The sequence below is a fragment of the Tamlana crocina genome (genome assembly GCA_040429635.1).
Classification (GTDB): domain Bacteria; phylum Bacteroidota; class Bacteroidia; order Flavobacteriales; family Flavobacteriaceae; genus Flavisericum; species Flavisericum crocinum.
Window position 1 is genome coordinate 2470337 of record CP158972.1, and the last position, 20603, is coordinate 2490939.

Sequence of the window (20603 nt, forward strand, 5' to 3'; positions counted from 1 at the left end):
TTATCATCTGTAATTTTACTTCATTTAGTTTTCAATTTTAACCATAGACATTTTACTGTTATATGGTTCTGTACCTTTATTTTCAATGGCTAATCTGGCTTGGTTTACATCATCAAATTTTTCGTAATAAATGTAATATTTACTAGTATTTACATCGAAGAAAAAGTTAATATCGGTGCGTCCTGCAGCAACTGCCTTGGTTAAAAAATCATCACGTTTATTCACATCACTGTGAACAGCCACAACTAAATAATAACCTTCATCGGCATGAGCCACATCTTTAACAATTTGAATGTTACTAAGTTCTTCTCCACTGTCGAAATCTTCCGAAGTTAAAGCCACATCGCTAGGTTCGGTAAACTTTTTAATACGTTGTAAGGCCGCTCTATCCTTATTATATCGATCTTCTTGATTATCGTAGAGGGCTCTTTTAATTCTACGTTTTCTTTCAAATTCTGTAGCAACCTTAATTTCGGCTAAAGTAGCATACAGGTTTTCTCTAGATTCAACTATTTTGGTCTGCTCCTCTTTTAACGACTCGATGGTTTTTAAGTAGGATTGGCTCACCAAATCATTTTTATCCTTAACCTTTTTAAATCGATCTTGATACAATTCTTCCAGTTCGGTTATTTTTTCATTTTGAACATTGATAGCATCATCGATTTCAGATTTTAAAGCGTCTAAAGCAGCATTTTCAGCTGAAACGCTCTTAAATGCTTTTGGCTCTTGATAAATACCTTGCTCGCTTAAATCGTTTTCGGTTTTCAAATCATCAAGATCTTTTTGTTTGCTGGCCACTTTTTCGCTTAACTGCTCCAGTAAAGCTTGCTGCTCTGTTTCAATAGATGTTGAAGATTTAGCCAAATCGCTCATTTCCTGTGTTGCAGCATCCACTACAATAGGCTCCAATTGCTCAGTCTCAATTTTTGGATCTTCTTCATTTTTGGCTTTTGCTTTAGCTTCTTCGGCTATTTGAACTTGCTCTTCTTGTTCTGCTTTTACTTTAGCTTCTTCGGCTAATCGAGCCTGCTCTTCCTGTTCTGCTTTTTCTCTAGCTTCTTCTGCTAATCGGGCCTGCTCTTCCTGCTCTGCTTTAACCCTAGCTTCTTCGGCTAATCGAGCCTGCTCTTCCTGCTCAGCTTTTACTCTAACTTCTTCTACTAATCGAGCCTGCTCTTCCTGTTCTGCTTTAACCCTAGCTTCTTCGGCTAATCGGGCCTGCTCTTCCTGTTCTGCTTTAACCCTAGCTTCTTCGGCTAATCGGGCCTGCTCTTCCTGCTCTGCTTTTACTTTAGCTTCTTCGGCTAATCGGGCCTGCTCTTCCTGTTCTGCTTTAACCCTGGCTTCTTCGGCTAATCGGGCCTGCTCTTCCTGCTCTGCTTTAACCCTGGCTTCTTCGGCTAATCGGGCCTGCTCTTCCTGTTCTGCTTTAACCCTGGCTTCTTCGGCTAATCGGGCCTGCTCTTCCTGTTCTGCTTTAACCCTGGCTTCTTCTGCCAATCGGACTTGTTCTTCCTGTTCTACTTTTACCCTAGCTTCTTCTGCCATTTGCGTTTGTTTCTCCTCAACTTCTTCTTTTTTAACTTCAGAAACATTGTCAGACTGTTTAGTACTATTCGTATTTGTTTTGGCAACCTGTTGTCTTGTTCTGGTTTGAGGTCTTGACACTCTTTTTCTTGCTACTGTTCTTCTTGAAGTTTTTCGTTTAGGAATCAACAAAGCCTGCTCGTCATCATCTCCATTATAACTGTAACGGTATCTGTTTTTAAATTTGTAGGCCACTGTAATGTCGTGCGAATTACCAAACGAGGACAAATCGCCCATGGCTTTTTCATAGTTGTATTCAATGGCTATTTGACTTGTGATATTCAAACCCAATCCGGCCGACATACCATAAAGCGTATTGTAACCTGCTTGTGCCCAAATACCTTTTGGAACCGTTAGCATCACTGTGCCCGCAATAATAGTTTCTTCCTTTCTGAATTCTGAACGCAACAATCCTGTAAACCTACTTTCATCAAAAAATCCACGGCTGTCCAAATAACCGGTGTACATAATATGCCCCTGAATCCCTTGCTTTGGATTATCCTCTATCATTTTAGATTCAGATAAATTGTAAGAAACCAAATTGTTGATTGATATACCAAAATCGAAAAATCCTGTACCGTAATTTATCCCCGGATTAACGGCTATTACAGAATGGGAAGGCACATCATCCAATGACGAGTCAGGAAAATTGGTAACCACATTTCCTTCATTAATACCACTTTTATAAAACCCGAGGTTAAGACCAAAGGTTAGGTTGCTTTCCCTATCGAACACTGCATTGTAAGCAAAGTTTGCTACTCCGCCAAAGGTGGTCATTACCCCATAATTTTGCTGAAAAAGTGACAGACCAGCACCTATATTTTCATCAAACCGGCCAGCGTAACCAAACAAATACGTTTGTGGTGCATCATCAAACTGTACCCATTCCCTTTTGTTGTTGAAGCTTAAATATTTGTTTTGCTCCCTTACGAAACTAAAAGTTGGGTTTATAATGTGGCGATTGAATTTCAACGAATTTCGAACGGGTACATCAAACGCAACAACTCCATCGCCGTTTTGAGGATAGAGTTGCTGTATAAAACAGAAGAATAAAATGATATGTAAAAGGCGTTTTATCATGTTATTTAATCACTGTTATTGAACCTTTTTTTTCGCTCCCGTTTTGAGGTTTTATAATGTAATAATATACTGGGGTTATATCTTTAAAATCGATTTGATTTTCAGGCCAGTTATTTTGGTAATTATTGGTTTGCAGCACTACTTTTCCTTGGGCACTTAAAATGGTGATTTCGGCACCCGAACCATTTACATATTGTTGCGGGATAACCCAAGTATCATTAGATCCATCTGCATTCGGACTAATTAAATTAGGGATTTCGGCCACATCTGGGAACGGATTTTGTACCATAAAACTATGTTCGGTTGAAGACAAACAATCTGCTGTTTGATTTACCACCACTTTATAATTTCCTGTTTGGCTGATAACATAACTGCTAGTGGTTACCGAGGTAATTAGTGATTCATTCAAATACCATTCAAATTCAGGGTTATTTGCATCGGTTGTTACGGTAACTTCCAAAGTTTCGTTTTCATCAATCATTTCAACATCATTGGCATCAATACTGCTTGAAAACCCGGTACTATCTAAGTCAATCGATGCCGAAGTAGAACATTCTCCCAAATCAACGGTTACAGAATAAGTTCCAGATTCTTCAGTTTCGTACATTTGATTAGTAGCCCCTTCAATAGTTTCTCCATCTTTATACCATTGGTAACTATTTCCATTAACAGCACTTAAAGCCGTTGGGCCTTCACTGGAACAAAATGGATTGCCTTTACTGGAATTAATTTCGAATGAACTTTGCGAAGTGGCCTGACTGATGGTTACACGGTTTGAAAATGAATTGGAAGTACAGGTGCCATAATTGGTTTCCACAAAATAAGTGCCTGGTTCGCTAACCGAAAGTGTAGCGCCTTCAGCAACAAAAACAGAAGTAGTCGGGCTGGTTTCTTTATACCAATTGTAAGTGAGTGAAGGGTATTGAAGTGGCGAATCGTTGTTCTCATCCACTCTGCTATCAATCGTCAGCAAATAACTTCCTCCAGCACAAAATGTACCTGTTGCAATTAAATTGTTTATGGTAAACGGGGTATCTTGAATTTTATAATATGCCGCAAAAGCATTTGAAGGCGTACTTGATGCTGCGGGAGCCGTACTCTTTATTTTAATTTTATAGCCTTCACCAGACATGGTGTTTGGCATTGCAAAACTTAACGTAGCCGGCGATGTTGATACCGCTCCGGCATTTGAGGTATAAATAGTTGTGGCGTTGGTAAAATCGCCATTATCGTCAGAAAGTTCGATGATAAATTGATTAGAGCCACTCAATGATGTATCTGGCGAAAAACTAAAAGTAACGTTGTACGTGTTAAACGAAGGACTGGCGCAGGCTTGGGTAAAGCCTAAACTTGGTTTTCCTATAACAATTTGTGCGTTGCCTCTCTGAGATAATGACAGGAACAAAACCAGAACAACAAAACTAATTTTAGTAACATTCTTCATTTCCGCACAATTTTATTTTATTCAATAAAAACACCCTAAAACATCATCTCAATAACCCTTGGTTCGGGCCATACAGAATTTCCAGATTCATGAATAAAATAAAAAAGGAAAGTGAGTAAATTTGGGGCATTCGTCACTAATTATATAAACATTAATCAATTGTTCTCAAATCTGCATCAACCTCGTTTGAAGCAATAATTTTGTTGATTCGCAGTCTAAAATCCGGTCTTCTTTCGTTGCGTATATCAATAAAGGTTTCAGCGTTTGAGCTTTTAGAATACACATTAAAAAACGCGCTGTTACCGTACCAGTTTTCCAAATCTTCGTTATTGGCATTATTTTCAACAAAAATATTTCCGTTACAATTGTTGAAATACATTGAAGTAAACTTTATTTTCTCCAAGTTTTCTTGGTTGATGCTAATTTTATCTTCTAAAATTACAGCAGGATTGAATCCGGAAATAACGCTTTTGTTCATATCCAAAGAAGCATAGTCGCCCACATACACCGCAGCTTTTACAAGCCCCATTTTTATATCGGTTTCTAAATCATCGCTATCATTAAGGAAAGTTATGTTTTTAGCCACTACCGATGTTGCCTTTTTAGAAAAATCGATATCTTCCTTTCTTTCATAAGAAGCCACTTTTAAACACCTTGACCCAGTGCTGTTTGAAACGTAAGGCGAGCGCACCGCTAAAGAGTTGGTCAAGTTACACTGAGCACCGAAATTAAAATTAAAATCGTTGTTGCTGCATCGGTAAGACACTATATTTAGCATATTTACCTCTCCGCCCCAAGCTTCGATTGCATTTCCTGCAGCATATGAAACCATGACATTTTCCAAGATGGTAGCGTCACCAACTCCAGCCAAAAGCAAACCATTAAAATGTTCTCCATTAGAAAGGCGCTTTCCGGCAAATTCAATTCTAACATATTTTAATATCCCTGAATTGTCGGCTGTGTTTTCTCCACCATAATTGGCACTGGCATAACTTGAAGGTACAAGGTCTGGGTAAAATTTCACTGCAGAACCATTTCCGAATTTATTGGTTGGCGCTTCACCCAACAAAACAATCCCACCCCAATCGCCAGCCCTTTTCACTGTGCGGTTTGAAGTAAAAACAATAGGGTCTGTTTGAAGACCAGAGGCCATAATTTTAGCCCCTTTGGTTACGGTAAGTGATCCGTTTGATTTGTAATCGCCCATTATCACCGCTCCCGGTTCAATGGTTAATATCGCTCCATTGGTAACAAATACGTTACCCAGCAGCAAGTACACTTCACCTTTTACTAAAGTGGTATTTGCTGCAATATTTCCTGCCAAAATTTTTGTAGGCTCTCCATAATCTGATTGGGTCGATTTAAAGTCCGTCCAATTGTTAAGCCAATTTTCTGAACCTACTATCCCCTTTTCCTGTTGGGAGAAGAGGTTTCCCGTTACAAAAAGAAATATGAAAATGATTTGGGTAAAGTTTTTCATAGTTATCTTATTTTATTATTTAAACTCATTACGATTTTTCCTTAAAATTATAAACCAAAAATACAAAAAAACCCATGAAATACCAATTATTTCGTTGAAATGCACTTTTTTAACAAATTTACGACTTAAAAGCATCGATAAAAGACTGTTTTGTACGTATTTAAAAAATATGAAAGAGGAATATACTGTAAGTAGGCATCAAAGTATGTAACAATAAAACACTGTTTACTCTTGAATATTTGTCAACAAATGGTTTGGTAAAATCATCAATAAAACAAAGGTTATCTGTTACCTAAACTCGCTGTATTGATGCAACGATTTCATGATTTCTTCATAAAATAGAATAGCAGCAATTAAGTTTTTAGTATCAGAATAGGGTAAATACACATTATGAAACTCTGTAGATTTTTCTAAATAGTCATCTGTATTTTCAAATTGATCATCCAAACCTTTTCTGTTATCCGAATCATTCGGTATCCCCAAAGTGGTCATAGTTACACCCGGTTTCGTAGCAAATGCAATGTATGGTAATGTTTTTACCAAAACTTGGTTTCGTTCGGTATAAAGCTTAATCAATTCACCTTTCTGCATACGGTCAAGTTCTTGCTTGTTATGGTATTTATTGATGCTGATTTTTTCACTGATTATGCTTTTCGCTTCCTTATTTTTTTGGGCGAAACCTGTGCCCGTTACTAAACACAGACCAAAACTGAGGATAAAAACTTTTAATTTCATGGTTAAGATTTAAGGGATTAAAGTACAAATCTATGTAATTAATCGTTAAAAACAAGCGTTTTATCGAATTTTTTGTGTTTTTTTTCAAAAATAAAGGCCTTATGTACTGCTTTGTCGCATAAGGCCTTAAGTATAATTATCAATAATTTAATGTTTAACCATTAAAATACTTTGTTTCTATTTTTGTTTTAACTATTTAATGTATTCAACTCAATACATTTTATTGATAAGGTAGAAATCAGCCAAAACCAATGCCGCCATAGCTTCTACAATGGGTACCGCTCTTGGCACTACACAGGGGTCGTGACGTCCTTTTCCTTGCATTTCAACAGTGTTACCTTCTTTGTCTATGGTTTCATATTTTTGGATTAGTGTCGCTACAGGCTTAAAAGCGACATTAAAATAAATGTCCATACCATTACTTATACCTCCTTGAATACCTCCAGAATAGTTGGTTTTTGTGGAGCCATCGTTATTAAAGGCATCATTGTGGTCGCTACCATACATGGTGCTACCATGAAACCCACTACCATATTCAAATCCTTTAACGGCGTTTATAGATAGCATGGCTTTTCCCAATTCGGCGTGCAGTTTATCAAAAACCGGTTCACCCAAACCAACAGGCACATTCTTAATCACACAACTTACTATGCCGCCAACAGTATCGCCTTTACTGCGTACTTCCTTAATATACGATTCCATTTCAGCAGCCATGTTTTGGTCCGGACAACGTACAATATTCGACTCGATTTGGTTGAGATCCAACTCTGTGTAAGGCTTATCCAATTTCATGGTTCCCACTGCCGACACATAGGCTTTGATATCAACATCTTTTAAAATTTGCTTGGCAATGGCACCTGCCACTACCCTACATGCCGTTTCGCGCGCCGAACTGCGCCCACCGCCACGGTAATCACGTAAGCCGTATTTTTTATCGTAAGTGTAATCGGCATGGCTGGGTCTGTAACTATCTTTTATATGTGAATAGTCGTGCGACTTTTGGTTGGTGTTCTCAATAACAAATCCAATGGGAGTACCGGTTGTTTTACCCTCAAAAATTCCCGAATGAAACTTTACGGCATCAGGTTCCTTACGTTGTGTTACAATAGCTGATTGACCCGGTTTACGCCTTGCCAAATCGTTTTGAATGGCATCAAGATCCAATTCAATTCCTGGAGGACAACCATCAATTACACCACCCAATGCAGAGCCGTGCGATTCGCCATAAGTTGTTAGGTTAAATAATTTTCCAAAGGAATTTCCAGCCATAAGTTCTCAATTTTTCGGCTAAAATAAAGTTTTTTTGGCATATAGCTCATTGTTATCAGCGTTCTATTGTTGAAAGATTTCATTTTTTCGTTGTGTTTTTCGTTTCCCATTTTCGGCTTTTAATAATTGAACTACTTTACCGAACAGTCCTTTTAAATAACACTGCCTTAACAATATACTGACATACAAATAATTATCAGATAATGTTTACATAATACTAAATGGTGTAATTTGTAAGAAACCAATCGCCGACTATTTTGAAGATTAAAAGAAAACTTGAAATTGCTGTAATATCCGATGTTCACTTGGGAACCTATGGTTGCCACGCCAAGCATTTGCTCACCTATTTAAACAGTATCGAACCTAAAAAACTCATACTCAATGGTGACATTATCGATATTTGGCAATTCAGCAAACGGTATTTCCCGAAGCCTCATTTAAAGGTTATCAAAAAAATAATGAACATGGCTGCCAACGGTGTTGAAGTAATCTATATTACAGGCAACCATGACGAAATGTTGAGGAAATTCAGCAACACCACTATAGGGAATATTTCTATTGTTGATAAAGCGGTTTTAGAACTTGATGGCAAACGGGCATGGTTTTTTCACGGTGATGTTTTCGATATTTCCATTCAGAATGCCAAATGGCTGGCCAAATTGGGCGGATACGGTTACGACCTTTTAATTCTAATCAACCGCTTTGTAAATTGGTGCTTGGAAAAACGCGGCAAAGAACGCTATTCACTCTCCAAAAAAATAAAAAACGGTGTAAAAGGAGCTGTAAAATATATCAACGATTACGAAACCGTTATTTCCGATTTGGCTATTGAAAACGGATACGATTACGTTGTTTGCGGCCACATACACCAACCCAAAATGGTTTACAAAGAAAATAAGCAAGGGAAAACCATGTACTTGAATTCTGGTGATTGGGTTGAAAATTTCACCGCTTTAGAATACCAATTTAAACGTTGGAAAGTTTACAATTTCAGCAAAGACAAACTCGCTCCATTTGTTGTTGAAGACGAAATTGTTGACATGGAAATTAAAGACCTAATTGCCGCCATTACTATTGTTGAGCAACATGCCAAAAAGTAAATTTTGTGGCATGAGGTTCGGCTAAAATTCTTTTTTAGCTCAATCATCAAGCAACGCTTCTCGCAAAATAGAAATAGGGTGTTTTGCTTCGCGCTTTGTGCCATCCTTGATTTGATGCCTACAACTGGTACCGTTGGCCGCAATAATCGTTTCTTTTGATGCCTTTTTAACTGCGGGGAATAGGGTTTGTTCGCCCACATTCATGCTTACTTCATAATGTTCCTTTTCGTAACCAAAACTACCTGCCATACCACAGCAACCACTAGGAATAATGGTTACTTTGTAATTCTTCGGAAGGTTTAACACCGAAAATGTTGATAGTTGATTACTCAATGCTTTTTGGTGGCAATGCCCGTGGAATTTTATCGTTTTTTCTTCTGAAGTAAACTGTTCGGGTTTTATGTGCCCCAATTCTATTTCACTTTGGATGAATTCTTCAATTAAAAAGACATTTTTTGAAATGCTTTCAGCGGAAGCTTTGTCGTCGGCTAACTTTAAATATTCATCGCGAAAAGTTAAAATGGCCGAAGGCTCGATGCCCAAAAGCGGACTTTCACTTGAAACCAAATCTTTGAAAATAGCAACGTTTTTATCGGCTACTGTTTTGGCCTGTTCCAACAGCCCTTTCGATAAAAATGAACGCCCCGATTCGGCATGCTCAACCATCTTAACTTCATAATTTAAAGTGGTCAACAATTCGATTGCATCCACACCAATGGGCGTATCCAAATAATTGGTAAACTCGTCGTTAAACAAATACACTGTTTTAATGGTTTGTTTTTTAGACCAAGTTTTTGCTCTATTTTTATATTCTGCAGTTAAACTTTTATTTGAAATTAATGGTAGTTGGCGCTGTGGCGCAATACCGAAGCTGTTTTTTAAAAGTGAGGACGTCGCTCCGTTTGAAAACATAAAATTGGTCAACTTCGGAAACACACTTCCGTATCGGTTCAAATTATTGTTGTAAGCAAACAATTTGGTGCGCATGGGCACGCCATTCGCTTTTTGGTATTGGTATTGAAACTCGGCTTTTAGAGCAGCCACATCCACACTACTTGGGCATTCGCTGGCGCAAGCCTTACAGCTTAAACAAAGATCGAAAACCATTTTCAATTCTTCGTGGTCGAATTTGTTTTCCTTATCAGAATTCGTCAAAAATTCACGAAGCGCATTGGCCCGCGCCCTTGTGGTATCTTTTTCATTTCGCGTGGCTCGGTAGCTAGGGCACATCGTTCCGCCAAATTCGGATAGTTTTCGGCAGTCACCCGAGCCGTTACATTTTTCGGCTTCCCTTAAAATACCCAACGATTTTGAAAAATCAAGTAAGGTTTCTACCTCCGGCTCTTCTCTATCAGATTCATAACGCAAGGATTTATCCATCGGGTAAGCGTCAACAATCTTTCCCGGATTAAAAATATTTTCAACATCAAAGGCGATTTTTATACGCTTTACAATGGCATAATTTTCTTCGCCAATCATCATCGGAATAAACTCAGCGCGTACAATACCATCGCCATGTTCGCCACTCATGGAGCCTTTATATTTTTTAACCAATTCGGCTACCCCAGTAGTTATTTTTCTGAAGAGCACCACGTCTTCCGATTTTTTTAAATTCAAAATGGGACGCAAATGCAATTCGCCCGCTCCGGCGTGGGCGTAATAAATGGCGTCTTGCCCATAACTTTTCATCAAAGCGGCGAACTCCATAATATAATTGGCCAAATCGGGTAAGGCCACTGCTGTATCTTCAATACAAGCCGCCGATTTTTTATCGCCGATTATGTTACCCAAAAGTCCCAAGCCAGCACTTCGCAAATTATTGGCTTTATTCACATCGTCGCCAGCTAGTTTTGGGTTGGCATAACTAAGGTTGGACGCTTCAATATCTTTTATTAAATTTTCGGCTAAAACCTTCACTTCCTCAACGGTATTGGCCCGAACTTCGCACATTAAAATAGCCTTGGGGTCATCAACAATAAACTGTCGGTTTTCAAACTGGGTTTTGTTCTGTTTGGTGCAATCTAAAATGGTTTTATCCATCATTTCGCAGGCATACAAATTATGCTCCATGGCCAAGGCCACGGTTTTCAAGCAATTTTCAATACTGCTAAAATGTGCGGCAACCACAATGGCTTCAGATGGTGGCAGCACATCCAATTTTAAGATAATTTGTGTGGTAAATGCCAACGTACCTTCACTGCCCGAAAGCAATTTACACATGTTGAATTTTTCGTCGGTTTCTGAAAAAACTTCAGTATTTATCAGTTCGTCTATGGCATAGCCGGTATTTCTGCGGTGTATTTCCGGTTTTGGAAAATTATCTCGAATTTGCTTTTGAACAGCTTCCGATTCCAATTCGGAATAAATCGATTTGTATATGCTGCCCTCTAAACTATTTGTTTTGGTTTTCCTTTTAAACTCTGCTTTCTCCATTTCCCCGAAAACCACTTCGCTACCATCGCTCAATATGGTCTGCATTTCGATAACCTTATCGCGGGTAACGCCATATTGAATGGAAGTTGTACCCGAAGAATTGTTCCCCACCATGCCACCGATCATACAACGGTTTGAGGTTGAAGTATTGGGCGCAAAAAACAAGCCCATGGGTTTTAAATAATTATTTAAAGCATCGCGCACCACACCTGGCTGAACGGTTACCGTTCTAGCCTTTTCATCTACACTTATAATTTTTGTAAAGTATTTGGATACATCGACCACAATGCCCTCGCCAACACATTGCCCAGCCAATGAAGTACCCGCCGTACGTGGAATCAATGAGGTTTTATGTTTTTTAGCAAAGGCTATAAGCTGCTTTAAATCGTCGTTGTTTTTTGGGTAAGCCACAGCCAATGGCAACATTCTATAAACCGATGCATCGGTAGCATAAATCGATTTTATTAAGTCGTCAAAAAATAATTCTCCAGAAAGCGATTTGCTTAGTTCCTGTAAATGTGGCGTTAAGGTCATTTGGCTGTTAAATTGTTTATAAAACTATAAAATTGTTAAATATAATAACATTGAGGATGCTATTTTTGTAAAATAGTACGGTGAACAAAAATGATCTATTTTGTTGAAAGCATCGTATATTCAAATAACATTAAAACTTACACTTTATGAAGAAATTATTTTTATTATCACTAACAGTATTAGGTTTTGTATTAACATCGAATGCCCAAGAAATCTCAGAAAATGCGATAGGTTTGCGCTTAGGCGGTAGTGATGGTTTTGGTGCTGAAATCTCTTATCAACATGCTTTGGGTGACAATAACCGTTTGGAAGCCGATTTAGGCTTAAGAAACGGAAACAACTATAGTGCTTTTAAACTCACCGGTTTATACCAATGGGTTTGGCTTCTTGATGGCGACTTTAATTGGTATGCTGGTGCTGGTGCTGGTTTAACTTCATTTTCTGGAAAAAACACTTTAGATGGTGTTGATGGTACAGGTTTTTTTATTGCTGGTAATATCGGGGTTGAATATAACTTTGACATTCCATTACAACTTTCATTAGATTTTAGACCAGAATTTGGGAATAATGATTTTACTGACAACACTGTTTTTGATGTTGCGCTTGGTATCCGTTACCAATTCTAATCAAACTCTTTTAAATAACTAAAAAAAGCACCTAAAAAGGTGCTTTTTTTATGGGTTAATTTTACCAATAAACTATATGAACAGCATACAGTCGTCACAGCTTTTTACTTCACCAAAATAAGTCTCACGATATTTATGAAGTGTTTTTACCGGAAGCCCCAAAACATAGCGCTTAATGTAGGTAACTTTTGTTGTGAGTTCTCCCATTTTAGAAGTATATCGTTTTTCGTATTTTGTATTTCTTTTGATATATAATATTTTCATAAAATTTAATTTTTTAATTGAGATTTAAGGCCTTTCCAACCGCATTTCTATGTTTCTGGCCTTAAACCCTTTGTCCTTAAACAAGTTAATGGCCGGGTTTTCTTTGTTAATGTGAATAGCAATATCGCCTTTGCAATATTTTATCGTGTGCTCTATTAATTTCTTACCTAAACCTTTTCCTCTGTTTTCCTTTTTTACGGCTACATAAACCAAAATGTTTTCAGAAAGGTATTCGTTCATTCCGGTACGATTAACTACTACTGCGCCAACAATTTCATCTTTTTCTTCCAAAACAAACACATAACCACCTAAGCCGGGTATTTCCTTGGCGGCGTACATTAAAGATTTTCTTATTGCACTTTTTGAGTCCCCAAACTTATCAGAGTTTTGAAATAAAAAATTAGTAACACGATTTATGTCAAAAATGGATAGCCTTGAAAAAGCATCATAGGTTTTAATTGTCATGTATTCTATTTAATGGTTATCCTCATTTATTGAACAGGATAACTTAAAATTGGATTAAGATAAATTAACTAAATGGGTGTACGAAATCCAATAGAGAGGATTTACGTGATAAAGCAAAGTTGCTATTTAATCGTTTAAATTTGCCGGAGGAATAAATTTTTCAGATTGAATTCTGAAAACCAAATAGTTAAAATTGAAGATTCTGTAATTTTGTTTTTTCCTTGTTCCTTTCCCCATGTTTTGCAAATTTACTAAAACACATGGCCAATAGCAAATTAGAGGCATTTGTATAATCATAAAACAATGTTAAAGCTTCTGTTTTTGTATTAAAAAACACATCACCTGCTTTATACAGTATTTAATTTCATCTGTTGTTTTTTGTAATGTCTTTCATTGAAATAATTTCTCTAGCAGAAACCAATACTTTTTTTTGTGTTATTAATTTTAGTGTATTTAACTCAGCTATCTGTGTCAATCTATTTGCGGGAGTTAAATTTCCGTTTAAATAGCTTTCTAAATTAGACACATATTCAAGCGTTTCAAGCTGCCGTCTCAATTTTCGTTTTTGACTTTGCAACTGGTAAGCCAATCTTTTTTCTTTGAAACAAACTCCAGAAACTGGTTTACTAAATGAATAACTTTTAAATGTATTTACCGATTCGTAATCCCTAACGCCAAACAAAGCAAAATAAAGCACCAAACCATTAGCCAATAAAAAGAGTACACCAACCGCAAGCAATTCCATAGGATGAGTTTTAAAACTGTTTATCTGTTCTTTAGACAACTGATAGCCCCATTACCCTACCCAACTGTTTATAACACAAAAAAAAGCCCCCAAAATTGGAGGCTTTAAACTGTTTAAAAACGAGCTATATTTATTTTGCTGGTTTTGCTGGCGCGTTGAGCTTGGAGCTCATTTCCATTGAAATGGCCGACTTATCAAACTTCAACTTTCCTGCCAATGTTTCAATAACGCAAGTGTTGTCCTTTTCATTAAGGTCTGCCACTTTACCGTGCAAACCACTTTTGGTAACGACTTTATCGCCGCGTTTTAATTCGGCCGCAAATTTCTTCTCTTTCTTGGCTCGTTTGATTTGTGGTGCAATCATGAAAAAATACACTACCACAAACATTAAAATTATTGGTAAAAAACCACCTAATCCTTCTCCCATAATATATTAGCTTTTAGCCTGTGCTTTACTTGGGTCTGGTTTTACAAACGCCGTTATTTTTACTATTTCGCTTCCTTTTTCGGTATTGGCCGTAACCGTAATGGTTTTGGTTATTTTGTTTGAACCACTACCGTTGAATTTTACTGTGAATTTTCCAGAATCGCCTGGTGCCAATGGCTCTCTGCTCCAATCTTGTGGTACGGTACAACCGCAAGAACTTTTAATATCGGTAATTACCAATGGTGCATCGCCAGTATTTTTATAACTGAAAACCGTTTCAACAGCTGTTTTGGCTTCAATTTCACCAAAATCGTGCTCTTTTTTATCGAACTCAATTACCGGGAGTTTTGAGGCTACGGCATCTCTTTCGGCCGCGGCTGCTACATTGCTTTCTTCAATTTTTTGAGCAGCATTTTCTTTACACGAGGTAAATGCTACCAAACATAATGCACTTAAGCTTAAAATTATTTTTTTCATAATAGACTTATTAATTTTTAAGGTGAACAAAAATAGGAATTATTAAAACCGATTAAAAATTTTTCGGGTTTTCTTAACAAAATCACATTAGCCCTCGTCCCACTTTATTCAATTTATCTGAGGCTTCATATTCCTTAACCAACTTATCTAATATTCCATTAATAAAGATGCTGCTTTTTGGAGTGGAGTATTCTTTCGAAATTTCCAAATATTCATTAATAGTCACTTTCACGGGAATAGACGGAAAATTTTTAAGCTCGCTAATGGCCATTTGCAACAAAGTATAATCTATAGAAGCAATACGCTCAGCATCCCAGTTTTTTGTTTTGGCTTCTATTTCCTTATTGATGGCCGAACGGTTTAAAAGCGTTTTTCTAAACAGTTCGATGGCAAACTGCTTATCGTCAATATCTTTATACAATTTTGGGGTAAAAAAGTGTTCGTTGCTGGTTAGCTTTGCTTTGCGCAACAATTTCAAAATAGTGGTGTTTACCGTTGGTAAATCGTCAAGCCAAGTGAGGTTTTTATCCTCCAAATAATCGTAAAGTTTTTCGTTGGGGGCAATGATTTCCTTAAAAATATCGACTAAAAACTCTTTGTCTTCTTTAAAATCAGACACTCTGGTTTTCATGTATTCTTTGTAAAGGTCGCTCGCCGTTATGGCTTTAAAGATCACTTCAACATACTCGTCGTCCAAATCCCAATAATTGGTATTATGGGCCTTAAATGCATCTTTAAGCGATTCGTTTTCAGAAATCAATTTCAGCAATTGGTTGTTAACGAACTTTCTGTTAGGATCCTTGTCTTCTTTAGTAGCCAAATGTTTGTTTTGCTTTTTGTGCAAATCGGTCTCGGCTTTTTTCTGAACTTCAATCAATAACGACATCAGCAGTAAATACAAATTGTACATATTGTCTATACTAAACAGTAAAAATTTTTGGTCTTTACTAAAATCGTCACTTTCGCTCCCCCTAAAGGCATAAAGTGTTTGCATTACTTTTACACGGATATGGCGCCTGCTCAACATCATTACAAAGAACTGTTTTAAAAAAGATGAAATTTATCTTGGTTTTACGCGGCAAAAATAAAACTATATTTAAAAACCGCATACTTTTATTTACTTTAATAAAGAATTTCTAGAAACGAATGAATTCTCCTTTTAACTTTGCCTCAGAGATTGTTCTTCTCTAAAGATTCTTTATTTAGATTCCCGCTTTATTCATGGGCACTTACTCTTAATTTTTGAATTCATGAATCTTCGATTTCACGGGAATGACAATTTCAACGGAAACCCCGATGCAAACATTCGGGGAATTCTTTTTGATTAAAAAGATTCGCCTTCTGAAAGCGGTTTTGAAAGAAATCCTAACACCACCCCAAACCAAAGCTTTAAAGTATTTTTAACAATTAGCTAGCCTTAGCCCCTGCTTTTATTGGTATTTAAACCCTATATTTGCGTTCTACTTTAGGTTTATAATGAAGGAACTACAGCACTTAAATAAATACTTTTTAAAATATAAAACACATTTAATTATAGGGGTTATCATCACCATTATAGCCCGGATTTTTTTGCTGTTTACCCCACGCTATGTAAAACAGATTTTTGTGGTTATTGAAAACTACATGGATGGTGAAGTTACCAAAACGGCGCTAAAATCTGAATTGACCGAAGTGATCCTGTTTATAATTGGTGCCGCAGTAGTTGGAGCCTTGCTCACATTTTTTATGCGCCAAACCATTATTAATGTATCGCGTTATATTGAGTTCGATTTAAAAAATGAAGTTTACGAACAGTACCAAAAACTTTCACTGAACTTTTACAAAAAAAACAGAACGGGCGATTTAATGAACCGTATTACCGAAGACGTAGGCCGTGTGCGTATGTATGTTGGTCCCGCGCTTATGTACAGCATCAACACCATCACCCTGTTTATCATCGTAATCATTTACATGGTAAATGCTTCGCCAAAACTAACGCTTTACACCATTGTACCCTTACCCATTCTTTCGGTGATTATCTATAAATTGAGCAAGGAAATACACAAGCGCAGTACTATTGTTCAGGAATATTTATCGCAGCTATCCACCTTTACGCAAGAATCTTTTAGTGGTATTTCGGTGATAAAAGCCTACGGTATAGAACCACAAACATCTGCCAACTTTAAAACCTTGGCGAAAGAAAGCAAGGAAAAACAAATCAGTTTGGCCAATGTACAGGCTTGGTTTTTCCCGATGATGATTTTACTCATTGGTACCAGCAACCTCATGGTGGTTTATATTGGCGGCATGCAGTACATTAATGGCGAAATTGAAAGTGTGGGAACCATAGCCGAGTTTATCATTTATGTAAACATGCTAACTTGGCCCGTCGCAACCGTGGGCTGGGTAACTTCAATAGTACAACAGGCCGAAGCCTCCCAAAAGCGTATCAATGAGTTTTTAAAAATTGAACCCGAAATAAAAAATACGCCCACAACTGAAACCCATGTTGATGGCAATATCAGCTTCAATAATGTCTATTTCACTTATGACGACACGAATATTCAAGCTTTAAAAGGCGTAAGTTTTAATATCAACGAAGGCGAAACTTTAGCCATTTTGGGAAAAACCGGTTCCGGAAAATCGACTATTTTAGATCTGATTGGACGCCTTTATGACATTGATCAAGGTAGCATTACTATTGGCGGAACCCACATAAACCATCATCATTTAACCAGTTTGCGCGAAAGTATTGGTTACGTGCCGCAAGATGCTTTTTTGTTTTCAGATAGTATTAAAAACAATATAAAATTTGGAAAACAGGACGCTACCGATGATGATGTTGTTGAGGCTGCAAAAAACGCGCAAGTGCATAAAAACATCATCAAGTTCAACAAAGGTTACGATACCGTTTTGGGCGAACGCGGTATTACACTTTCGGGCGGACAAAAGCAGCGGGTTTCCATTGCACGGGCTATTATCAAGTCTCCGAAAATTTTGTTGTTCGACGATTGTCTTTCGGCCGTTGATACCGAAACCGAAGAAAAAATCCTGAAAACGCTCAATAAAATTTCAAAAGGAAAGACCTCTGTTATTGTTAGCCACCGAGTGTCTTCAGCTAAAAATGCAGATAAAATTATTGTTCTGGATGATGGCAAAATAGTTCAGGAAGGCAACCATGAATCTTTAATCAACGTTGAGGGCTACTACCAAAATCTATATTTAAAGCAGTTAAGCGAAACAACTGAAAAATAACATTTTACAGATTCACCCCACAAAACCAGTTCTGTTTTTTGTTCAATAAAAAGTCAAAAAGAGAAAAGAAACTTCAAAAAATGTTGGTTAGTTTAGCTTTTTTTTAGATTTTTGGAACACTATTGATTAATAAACATAATTTAATTGAACGATGAACAATAACGGAATGATGGAGAAAGAGGAAATTTTTTCGAAAGTATTAAGAGCAGGAAGACGTACTTATTTTTTTGATGTGAGAGCCACAAAAGCTGATGATTACTACCTTACAATAACCGAAAGCAAAAAGTTTACCAATGACGACGGGTCGTTTTATTATAAAAAGCACAAAATCTACATTTACAAAGAAGATTTTAACGAGTTCAAGGATATTTTAGCCGAAACTACCGAATATATCATTAGAGAAAAAGGCGACGAAGTAATCAGCGAGCGCCACCAAAAAGACTTTAAAAAAGAATATGATAGCGAACCACGCGTTACCGAAGATGAGTTAAAAACAACATCGGGAAGTTTTACTGATATTGATTTTGATGATATTTAAAAATCGTTCTTATAAAAAACAAAACCGCAACAGAAATGTTGCGGTTTTTTTATGCTTAAAAAGTTCCCTGTCAGATTGAGCGCAGTCGAAATCATTTTAAAATGACAACTGCCATTTAACTATAAATTAATTGACCGAAGTACCATTTTTAACTTTGATCTCAGGGTTTAAAAGATATACGTCTTTTCCACTAACCGCCCCAACCACCAAACATTCGCTCATAAATTTGGCGATTTGTTTTCTGGGGAAATTCACCACCGCTACAATTTGTTTCTGCAATAAATCCTCTTTTTTATACAAAGTGGTAATCTGTGCCGATGATTTTTTAATTCCCAATTCTCCAAAATCTATAACCAATTGGAAAGCCGGATTTCTAGCTTCGGGAAAATCGTTAACCTCAATAATGGTTCCTACACGCAGATCGATTTTACTAAAGTCTTCAAAAGTTATCGCTTCATTCATTTTTCAAAAATATAAATTATCACGAACTTTGGGCTAAACTTTTAAATATGGCACGTACCCCTTCCAATATGCTTCCGCTCGGTACACAAGCACCGTTTTTCGAACTTCAGGATACCGTTAGCGAGAACCTTGTTAGTATTGAGCAAATTAAAGGCGAAAAAGGCACTGTGGTTATGTTTATTTGCAACCACTGCCCTTTTGTTATCCATGTGAATGAAGAAATGGTAAAAGTGGCCAACACTTACGCAGAAAAAGGGATTGGTTTTGTCGCGATTTCAAGCAATGATGTGGAAAACTATCCGCAGGATTCTCCTGAAAAAATGAAAGTCCATGCCAAAGAAAACCATTACCCGTTTCCTTATTTGTACGATGAAACCCAGGAAATAGCCAAAGCTTACGATGCGGCCTGCACCCCCGATTTTTATGTTTTTGATGCTGATTTGAAATTGGTTTACCGCGGTCAATTGGATAGCTCTAGACCTGAAAATGGCATCCCCGTCACGGGTGAGGATTTAAGACATGCTTTAGATTGCCTCGCTGAAGGACGCGAAAATACCCAATTGCAAAAACCAAGTATTGGCTGCAATATAAAATGGAAGCCTTAAACCAGTTTTAACTGGAATACCCCAACATCCAACCACTGGCCAAACTTGTACCCCACTTCATTAAAATGGGCGACTTGTTTAAAGTTTAATTTTTTGTGGAGTTTTACGCTGGCATCATTGGGCAAAGTCAAAACCCCTAGCGCCATGTGGAAGTTTTTTGCTTTTAAAAGGCTCAGTAATTCGGTGTAAAGTTTAGTACCAATTTGCTTTCCGTGTTCGCCATGCTTTACATAAACAGTAGTTTCAACGGTATTTTTGTAAGCTGGTTTTGGCCTGAATTGGCTTCCGTAAGCATAGCCTAAAATGTTGTTGTTTTCTTCAAAAACCAAAATGGGATACACTTCCTCAATATGCTTTAGTTTTTCTGAAAAAACCCCGATTTCCAAAGGCGTATCATCAAAAGTAGCTACCGAATGCAGTACATAATGGTTGTAAATATCCAATAAAGCCTTGGCATCATTATGTTGAAACGCTCTAATCATTTTTAGGCCAACTTTTACGTTTCAGTAAATTTTCAATATGTGCATAATGGTGGTTGCTGTGCCACGCATAATTTCCAATGGTGTATTTTAAAGTGAAATTGGAATTGGTCTCTGGGTGGACAAAATAGCTGTTCAAGTCTTCTTCATTCAAGTGTTTTAACAAATACACTATTTTTGCGTGAAGCGCTTTTAAATATGTTAGCGACAATTCTATGGGCGCTACCTTATAATCGATGAGCTCGGCCCAACGGTCTTCAAAATAGGCTTTTATTAATGGAGCATCTTCGGTTAAAGTCCATTTTAATCGGGAGTAACAATGGTGGTGGCTATCTGCCAAGTGGTGTACCACTTGCCTGATGTTCCAACCGCCTGGACGATACGGCGTGTTTAATTGTTCTTCGGAAAGATTAATGACCAAGGCTTCCAATCGATTCGGGAATTGTTCCAAAACTGAAATCCAGTTTTCAATTTCTTGATTGGTAATATCGGTCGGGCAGTTGAATTTCCCGATGGGATATTTTAGGTTTTCGAGTTCTCTATCTGTCATAAACAAATATAAAAAATTGCGCCAAACAAAATCATTTTGAAATGATCCTGTTTGGCGCAAAATGTCTTT

General features: G+C 37.2%; 20 protein-coding genes. 5 read left to right on the forward strand and 15 right to left on the reverse strand.

All coding sequences use genetic code 11. The features are described from left to right. Nucleotides 1–24 precede the first annotated feature (24 nt). From ABI125_10970 to aroC, 5 genes are all read right to left on the reverse strand, one after another. Nucleotides 25–2667: a PorP/SprF family type IX secretion system membrane protein gene (locus tag ABI125_10970; GenBank protein XCF05244.1), complete on the reverse strand. Its 2643-nt coding sequence runs from the start codon at nucleotides 2665–2667 to the stop codon at nucleotides 25–27. Nucleotide 2668: 1 nt separating this feature from the next. Next, nucleotides 2669–4111: a gliding motility-associated C-terminal domain-containing protein gene (locus ABI125_10975; protein ID XCF05245.1), complete on the reverse strand. Its 1443-nt coding sequence runs from the start codon at nucleotides 4109–4111 to the stop codon at nucleotides 2669–2671. Between the two features lie 151 nt (nucleotides 4112–4262). Next, the gene (locus tag ABI125_10980; protein XCF05246.1) at nucleotides 4263–5591 is read right to left on the reverse strand and encodes a hypothetical protein; all 1329 of its coding nucleotides are present in this window, start codon (nucleotides 5589–5591) and stop codon (nucleotides 4263–4265) included. A 288-nt stretch (nucleotides 5592–5879) separates the two neighbouring features. Then, entirely contained in the window at nucleotides 5880–6326 is a 447-nt protein-coding gene (locus tag ABI125_10985) for a hypothetical protein (GenBank protein ID XCF05247.1), read from the reverse strand. Nucleotides 6327–6536: 210 nt separating this feature from the next. After that, a complete protein-coding gene (gene aroC / locus ABI125_10990; GenBank protein ID XCF05248.1) occupies nucleotides 6537–7595 on the reverse strand; it encodes a chorismate synthase in 1059 nt (352 codons plus the stop codon). Between the two features lie 257 nt (nucleotides 7596–7852). On the opposite strand from aroC, the gene ABI125_10995 reads away from it, so the two are divergent. Next, nucleotides 7853–8695: a UDP-2,3-diacylglucosamine diphosphatase gene (locus ABI125_10995; GenBank protein XCF05249.1), complete on the forward strand. Its 843-nt coding sequence runs from the start codon at nucleotides 7853–7855 to the stop codon at nucleotides 8693–8695. Between the two features lie 39 nt (nucleotides 8696–8734). Here the strand turns inward: ABI125_10995 and ABI125_11000 are convergent, their stop codons facing one another. Further along, nucleotides 8735–11662, reverse strand: a complete 2928-nt coding sequence (locus ABI125_11000; GenBank protein ID XCF05250.1) for an FAD-linked oxidase C-terminal domain-containing protein — start codon at nucleotides 11660–11662, stop codon at nucleotides 8735–8737. A 146-nt stretch (nucleotides 11663–11808) separates the two neighbouring features. On the opposite strand from ABI125_11000, the gene ABI125_11005 reads away from it, so the two are divergent. Further along, complete coding sequence (locus ABI125_11005) at nucleotides 11809–12288, forward strand: hypothetical protein (protein ID XCF05251.1); 480 nt, start codon at nucleotides 11809–11811, stop codon at nucleotides 12286–12288. A 72-nt stretch (nucleotides 12289–12360) separates the two neighbouring features. On the opposite strand, the gene ABI125_11010 is transcribed toward ABI125_11005, so the two are convergent. The 6 genes from ABI125_11010 to nusB all read right to left on the reverse strand — a co-directional run bounded on the left by ABI125_11010 (nucleotide 12361) and on the right by nusB (nucleotide 15696). Continuing rightward, nucleotides 12361–12552, reverse strand: coding sequence for a hypothetical protein (locus tag ABI125_11010; GenBank protein ID XCF05252.1), 192 nt, complete (start codon nucleotides 12550–12552; stop codon nucleotides 12361–12363). Nucleotides 12553–12576: 24 nt separating this feature from the next. Then, entirely contained in the window at nucleotides 12577–13017 is a 441-nt protein-coding gene (locus tag ABI125_11015) for a GNAT family N-acetyltransferase (GenBank protein ID XCF05253.1), read from the reverse strand. A 364-nt stretch (nucleotides 13018–13381) separates the two neighbouring features. Then, nucleotides 13382–13762: a hypothetical protein gene (locus ABI125_11020; protein ID XCF05254.1), complete on the reverse strand. Its 381-nt coding sequence runs from the start codon at nucleotides 13760–13762 to the stop codon at nucleotides 13382–13384. Between the two features lie 130 nt (nucleotides 13763–13892). Beyond that, nucleotides 13893–14189 carry a preprotein translocase subunit YajC gene (gene yajC, locus ABI125_11025; protein ID XCF05255.1) on the reverse strand — a complete coding sequence of 99 codons (297 nt, stop codon included), beginning with the start codon at nucleotides 14187–14189 and terminating at the stop codon, nucleotides 13893–13895. 6 nt (nucleotides 14190–14195) lie between these two features. Then, nucleotides 14196–14666, reverse strand: coding sequence for a DUF1573 domain-containing protein (locus ABI125_11030; protein XCF05256.1), 471 nt, complete (start codon nucleotides 14664–14666; stop codon nucleotides 14196–14198). Between the two features lie 82 nt (nucleotides 14667–14748). Then, nucleotides 14749–15696, reverse strand: coding sequence for a transcription antitermination factor NusB (gene nusB, locus ABI125_11035; protein ID XCF05257.1), 948 nt, complete (start codon nucleotides 15694–15696; stop codon nucleotides 14749–14751). Nucleotides 15697–16142: 446 nt separating this feature from the next. On the opposite strand from nusB, the gene ABI125_11040 reads away from it, so the two are divergent. Together ABI125_11040 and ABI125_11045 are read left to right on the forward strand one after the other, a co-directional pair. Continuing rightward, nucleotides 16143–17900 (forward strand): ABC transporter ATP-binding protein, encoded by a 1758-nt coding sequence (locus ABI125_11040; GenBank protein XCF05258.1) that lies wholly within the window; start codon nucleotides 16143–16145, stop codon nucleotides 17898–17900. 151 nt (nucleotides 17901–18051) lie between these two features. Beyond that, a complete protein-coding gene (locus ABI125_11045) occupies nucleotides 18052–18438 on the forward strand; it encodes a PUR family DNA/RNA-binding protein (protein ID XCF05259.1) in 387 nt (128 codons plus the stop codon). 126 nt (nucleotides 18439–18564) lie between these two features. Here the strand turns inward: ABI125_11045 and ABI125_11050 are convergent, their stop codons facing one another. Further along, entirely contained in the window at nucleotides 18565–18900 is a 336-nt protein-coding gene (locus tag ABI125_11050; protein ID XCF05260.1) for a tRNA-binding protein, read from the reverse strand. 47 nt (nucleotides 18901–18947) lie between these two features. Here ABI125_11050 and ABI125_11055 point away from each other — a divergent pair, with 47 nt between their 5' ends. Further along, the gene (locus tag ABI125_11055) at nucleotides 18948–19505 is read left to right on the forward strand and encodes a thioredoxin family protein (GenBank protein XCF05261.1); all 558 of its coding nucleotides are present in this window, start codon (nucleotides 18948–18950) and stop codon (nucleotides 19503–19505) included. Here ABI125_11055 and ABI125_11060 read toward each other — a convergent pair. Then, nucleotides 19502–19987: an N-acetyltransferase family protein gene (locus ABI125_11060; protein XCF05262.1), complete on the reverse strand. Its 486-nt coding sequence runs from the start codon at nucleotides 19985–19987 to the stop codon at nucleotides 19502–19504. The genes ABI125_11055 and ABI125_11060 overlap by 4 nt on opposite strands. Then, nucleotides 19980–20534 (reverse strand): YfiT family bacillithiol transferase, encoded by a 555-nt coding sequence (locus ABI125_11065; GenBank protein XCF05263.1) that lies wholly within the window; start codon nucleotides 20532–20534, stop codon nucleotides 19980–19982. The genes ABI125_11060 and ABI125_11065 overlap by 8 nt, the downstream gene beginning before the upstream one ends. Nucleotides 20535–20603 lie beyond the last annotated feature (69 nt).

What these genes read in the sequence shown, in the direction of transcription:
- ABI125_10970 (XCF05244.1), bottom strand. Translation starts at nt 2,667, where the DNA reads ATGATAAAACGCCTTTTACATATCATTTTATTCTTCTGTTTTATACAG.
- ABI125_10975 (XCF05245.1), bottom strand. Translation starts at nt 4,111, where the DNA reads ATGAAGAATGTTACTAAAATTAGTTTTGTTGTTCTGGTTTTGTTCCTG.
- ABI125_10980 (XCF05246.1), bottom strand. Translation starts at nt 5,591, where the DNA reads ATGAAAAACTTTACCCAAATCATTTTCATATTTCTTTTTGTAACGGGA.
- ABI125_10985 (XCF05247.1), bottom strand. Translation starts at nt 6,326, where the DNA reads ATGAAATTAAAAGTTTTTATCCTCAGTTTTGGTCTGTGTTTAGTAACG.
- aroC (XCF05248.1), bottom strand. Translation starts at nt 7,595, where the DNA reads ATGGCTGGAAATTCCTTTGGAAAATTATTTAACCTAACAACTTATGGC.
- ABI125_11000 (XCF05250.1), bottom strand. Translation starts at nt 11,662, where the DNA reads ATGACCTTAACGCCACATTTACAGGAACTAAGCAAATCGCTTTCTGGA.
- ABI125_11005 (XCF05251.1), top strand. Translation starts at nt 11,809, where the DNA reads ATGAAGAAATTATTTTTATTATCACTAACAGTATTAGGTTTTGTATTA.
- ABI125_11010 (XCF05252.1), bottom strand. Translation starts at nt 12,552, where the DNA reads ATGAAAATATTATATATCAAAAGAAATACAAAATACGAAAAACGATAT.
- ABI125_11015 (XCF05253.1), bottom strand. Translation starts at nt 13,017, where the DNA reads ATGACAATTAAAACCTATGATGCTTTTTCAAGGCTATCCATTTTTGAC.
- ABI125_11020 (XCF05254.1), bottom strand. Translation starts at nt 13,762, where the DNA reads ATGGAATTGCTTGCGGTTGGTGTACTCTTTTTATTGGCTAATGGTTTG.
- yajC (XCF05255.1), bottom strand. Translation starts at nt 14,189, where the DNA reads ATGGGAGAAGGATTAGGTGGTTTTTTACCAATAATTTTAATGTTTGTG.
- ABI125_11030 (XCF05256.1), bottom strand. Translation starts at nt 14,666, where the DNA reads ATGAAAAAAATAATTTTAAGCTTAAGTGCATTATGTTTGGTAGCATTT.
- nusB (XCF05257.1), bottom strand. Translation starts at nt 15,696, where the DNA reads ATGATGTTGAGCAGGCGCCATATCCGTGTAAAAGTAATGCAAACACTT.
- ABI125_11040 (XCF05258.1), top strand. Translation starts at nt 16,143, where the DNA reads ATGAAGGAACTACAGCACTTAAATAAATACTTTTTAAAATATAAAACA.
- ABI125_11045 (XCF05259.1), top strand. Translation starts at nt 18,052, where the DNA reads ATGAACAATAACGGAATGATGGAGAAAGAGGAAATTTTTTCGAAAGTA.
- ABI125_11050 (XCF05260.1), bottom strand. Translation starts at nt 18,900, where the DNA reads ATGAATGAAGCGATAACTTTTGAAGACTTTAGTAAAATCGATCTGCGT.
- ABI125_11055 (XCF05261.1), top strand. Translation starts at nt 18,948, where the DNA reads ATGGCACGTACCCCTTCCAATATGCTTCCGCTCGGTACACAAGCACCG.
- ABI125_11060 (XCF05262.1), bottom strand. Translation starts at nt 19,987, where the DNA reads ATGATTAGAGCGTTTCAACATAATGATGCCAAGGCTTTATTGGATATT.
- ABI125_11065 (XCF05263.1), bottom strand. Translation starts at nt 20,534, where the DNA reads ATGACAGATAGAGAACTCGAAAACCTAAAATATCCCATCGGGAAATTC.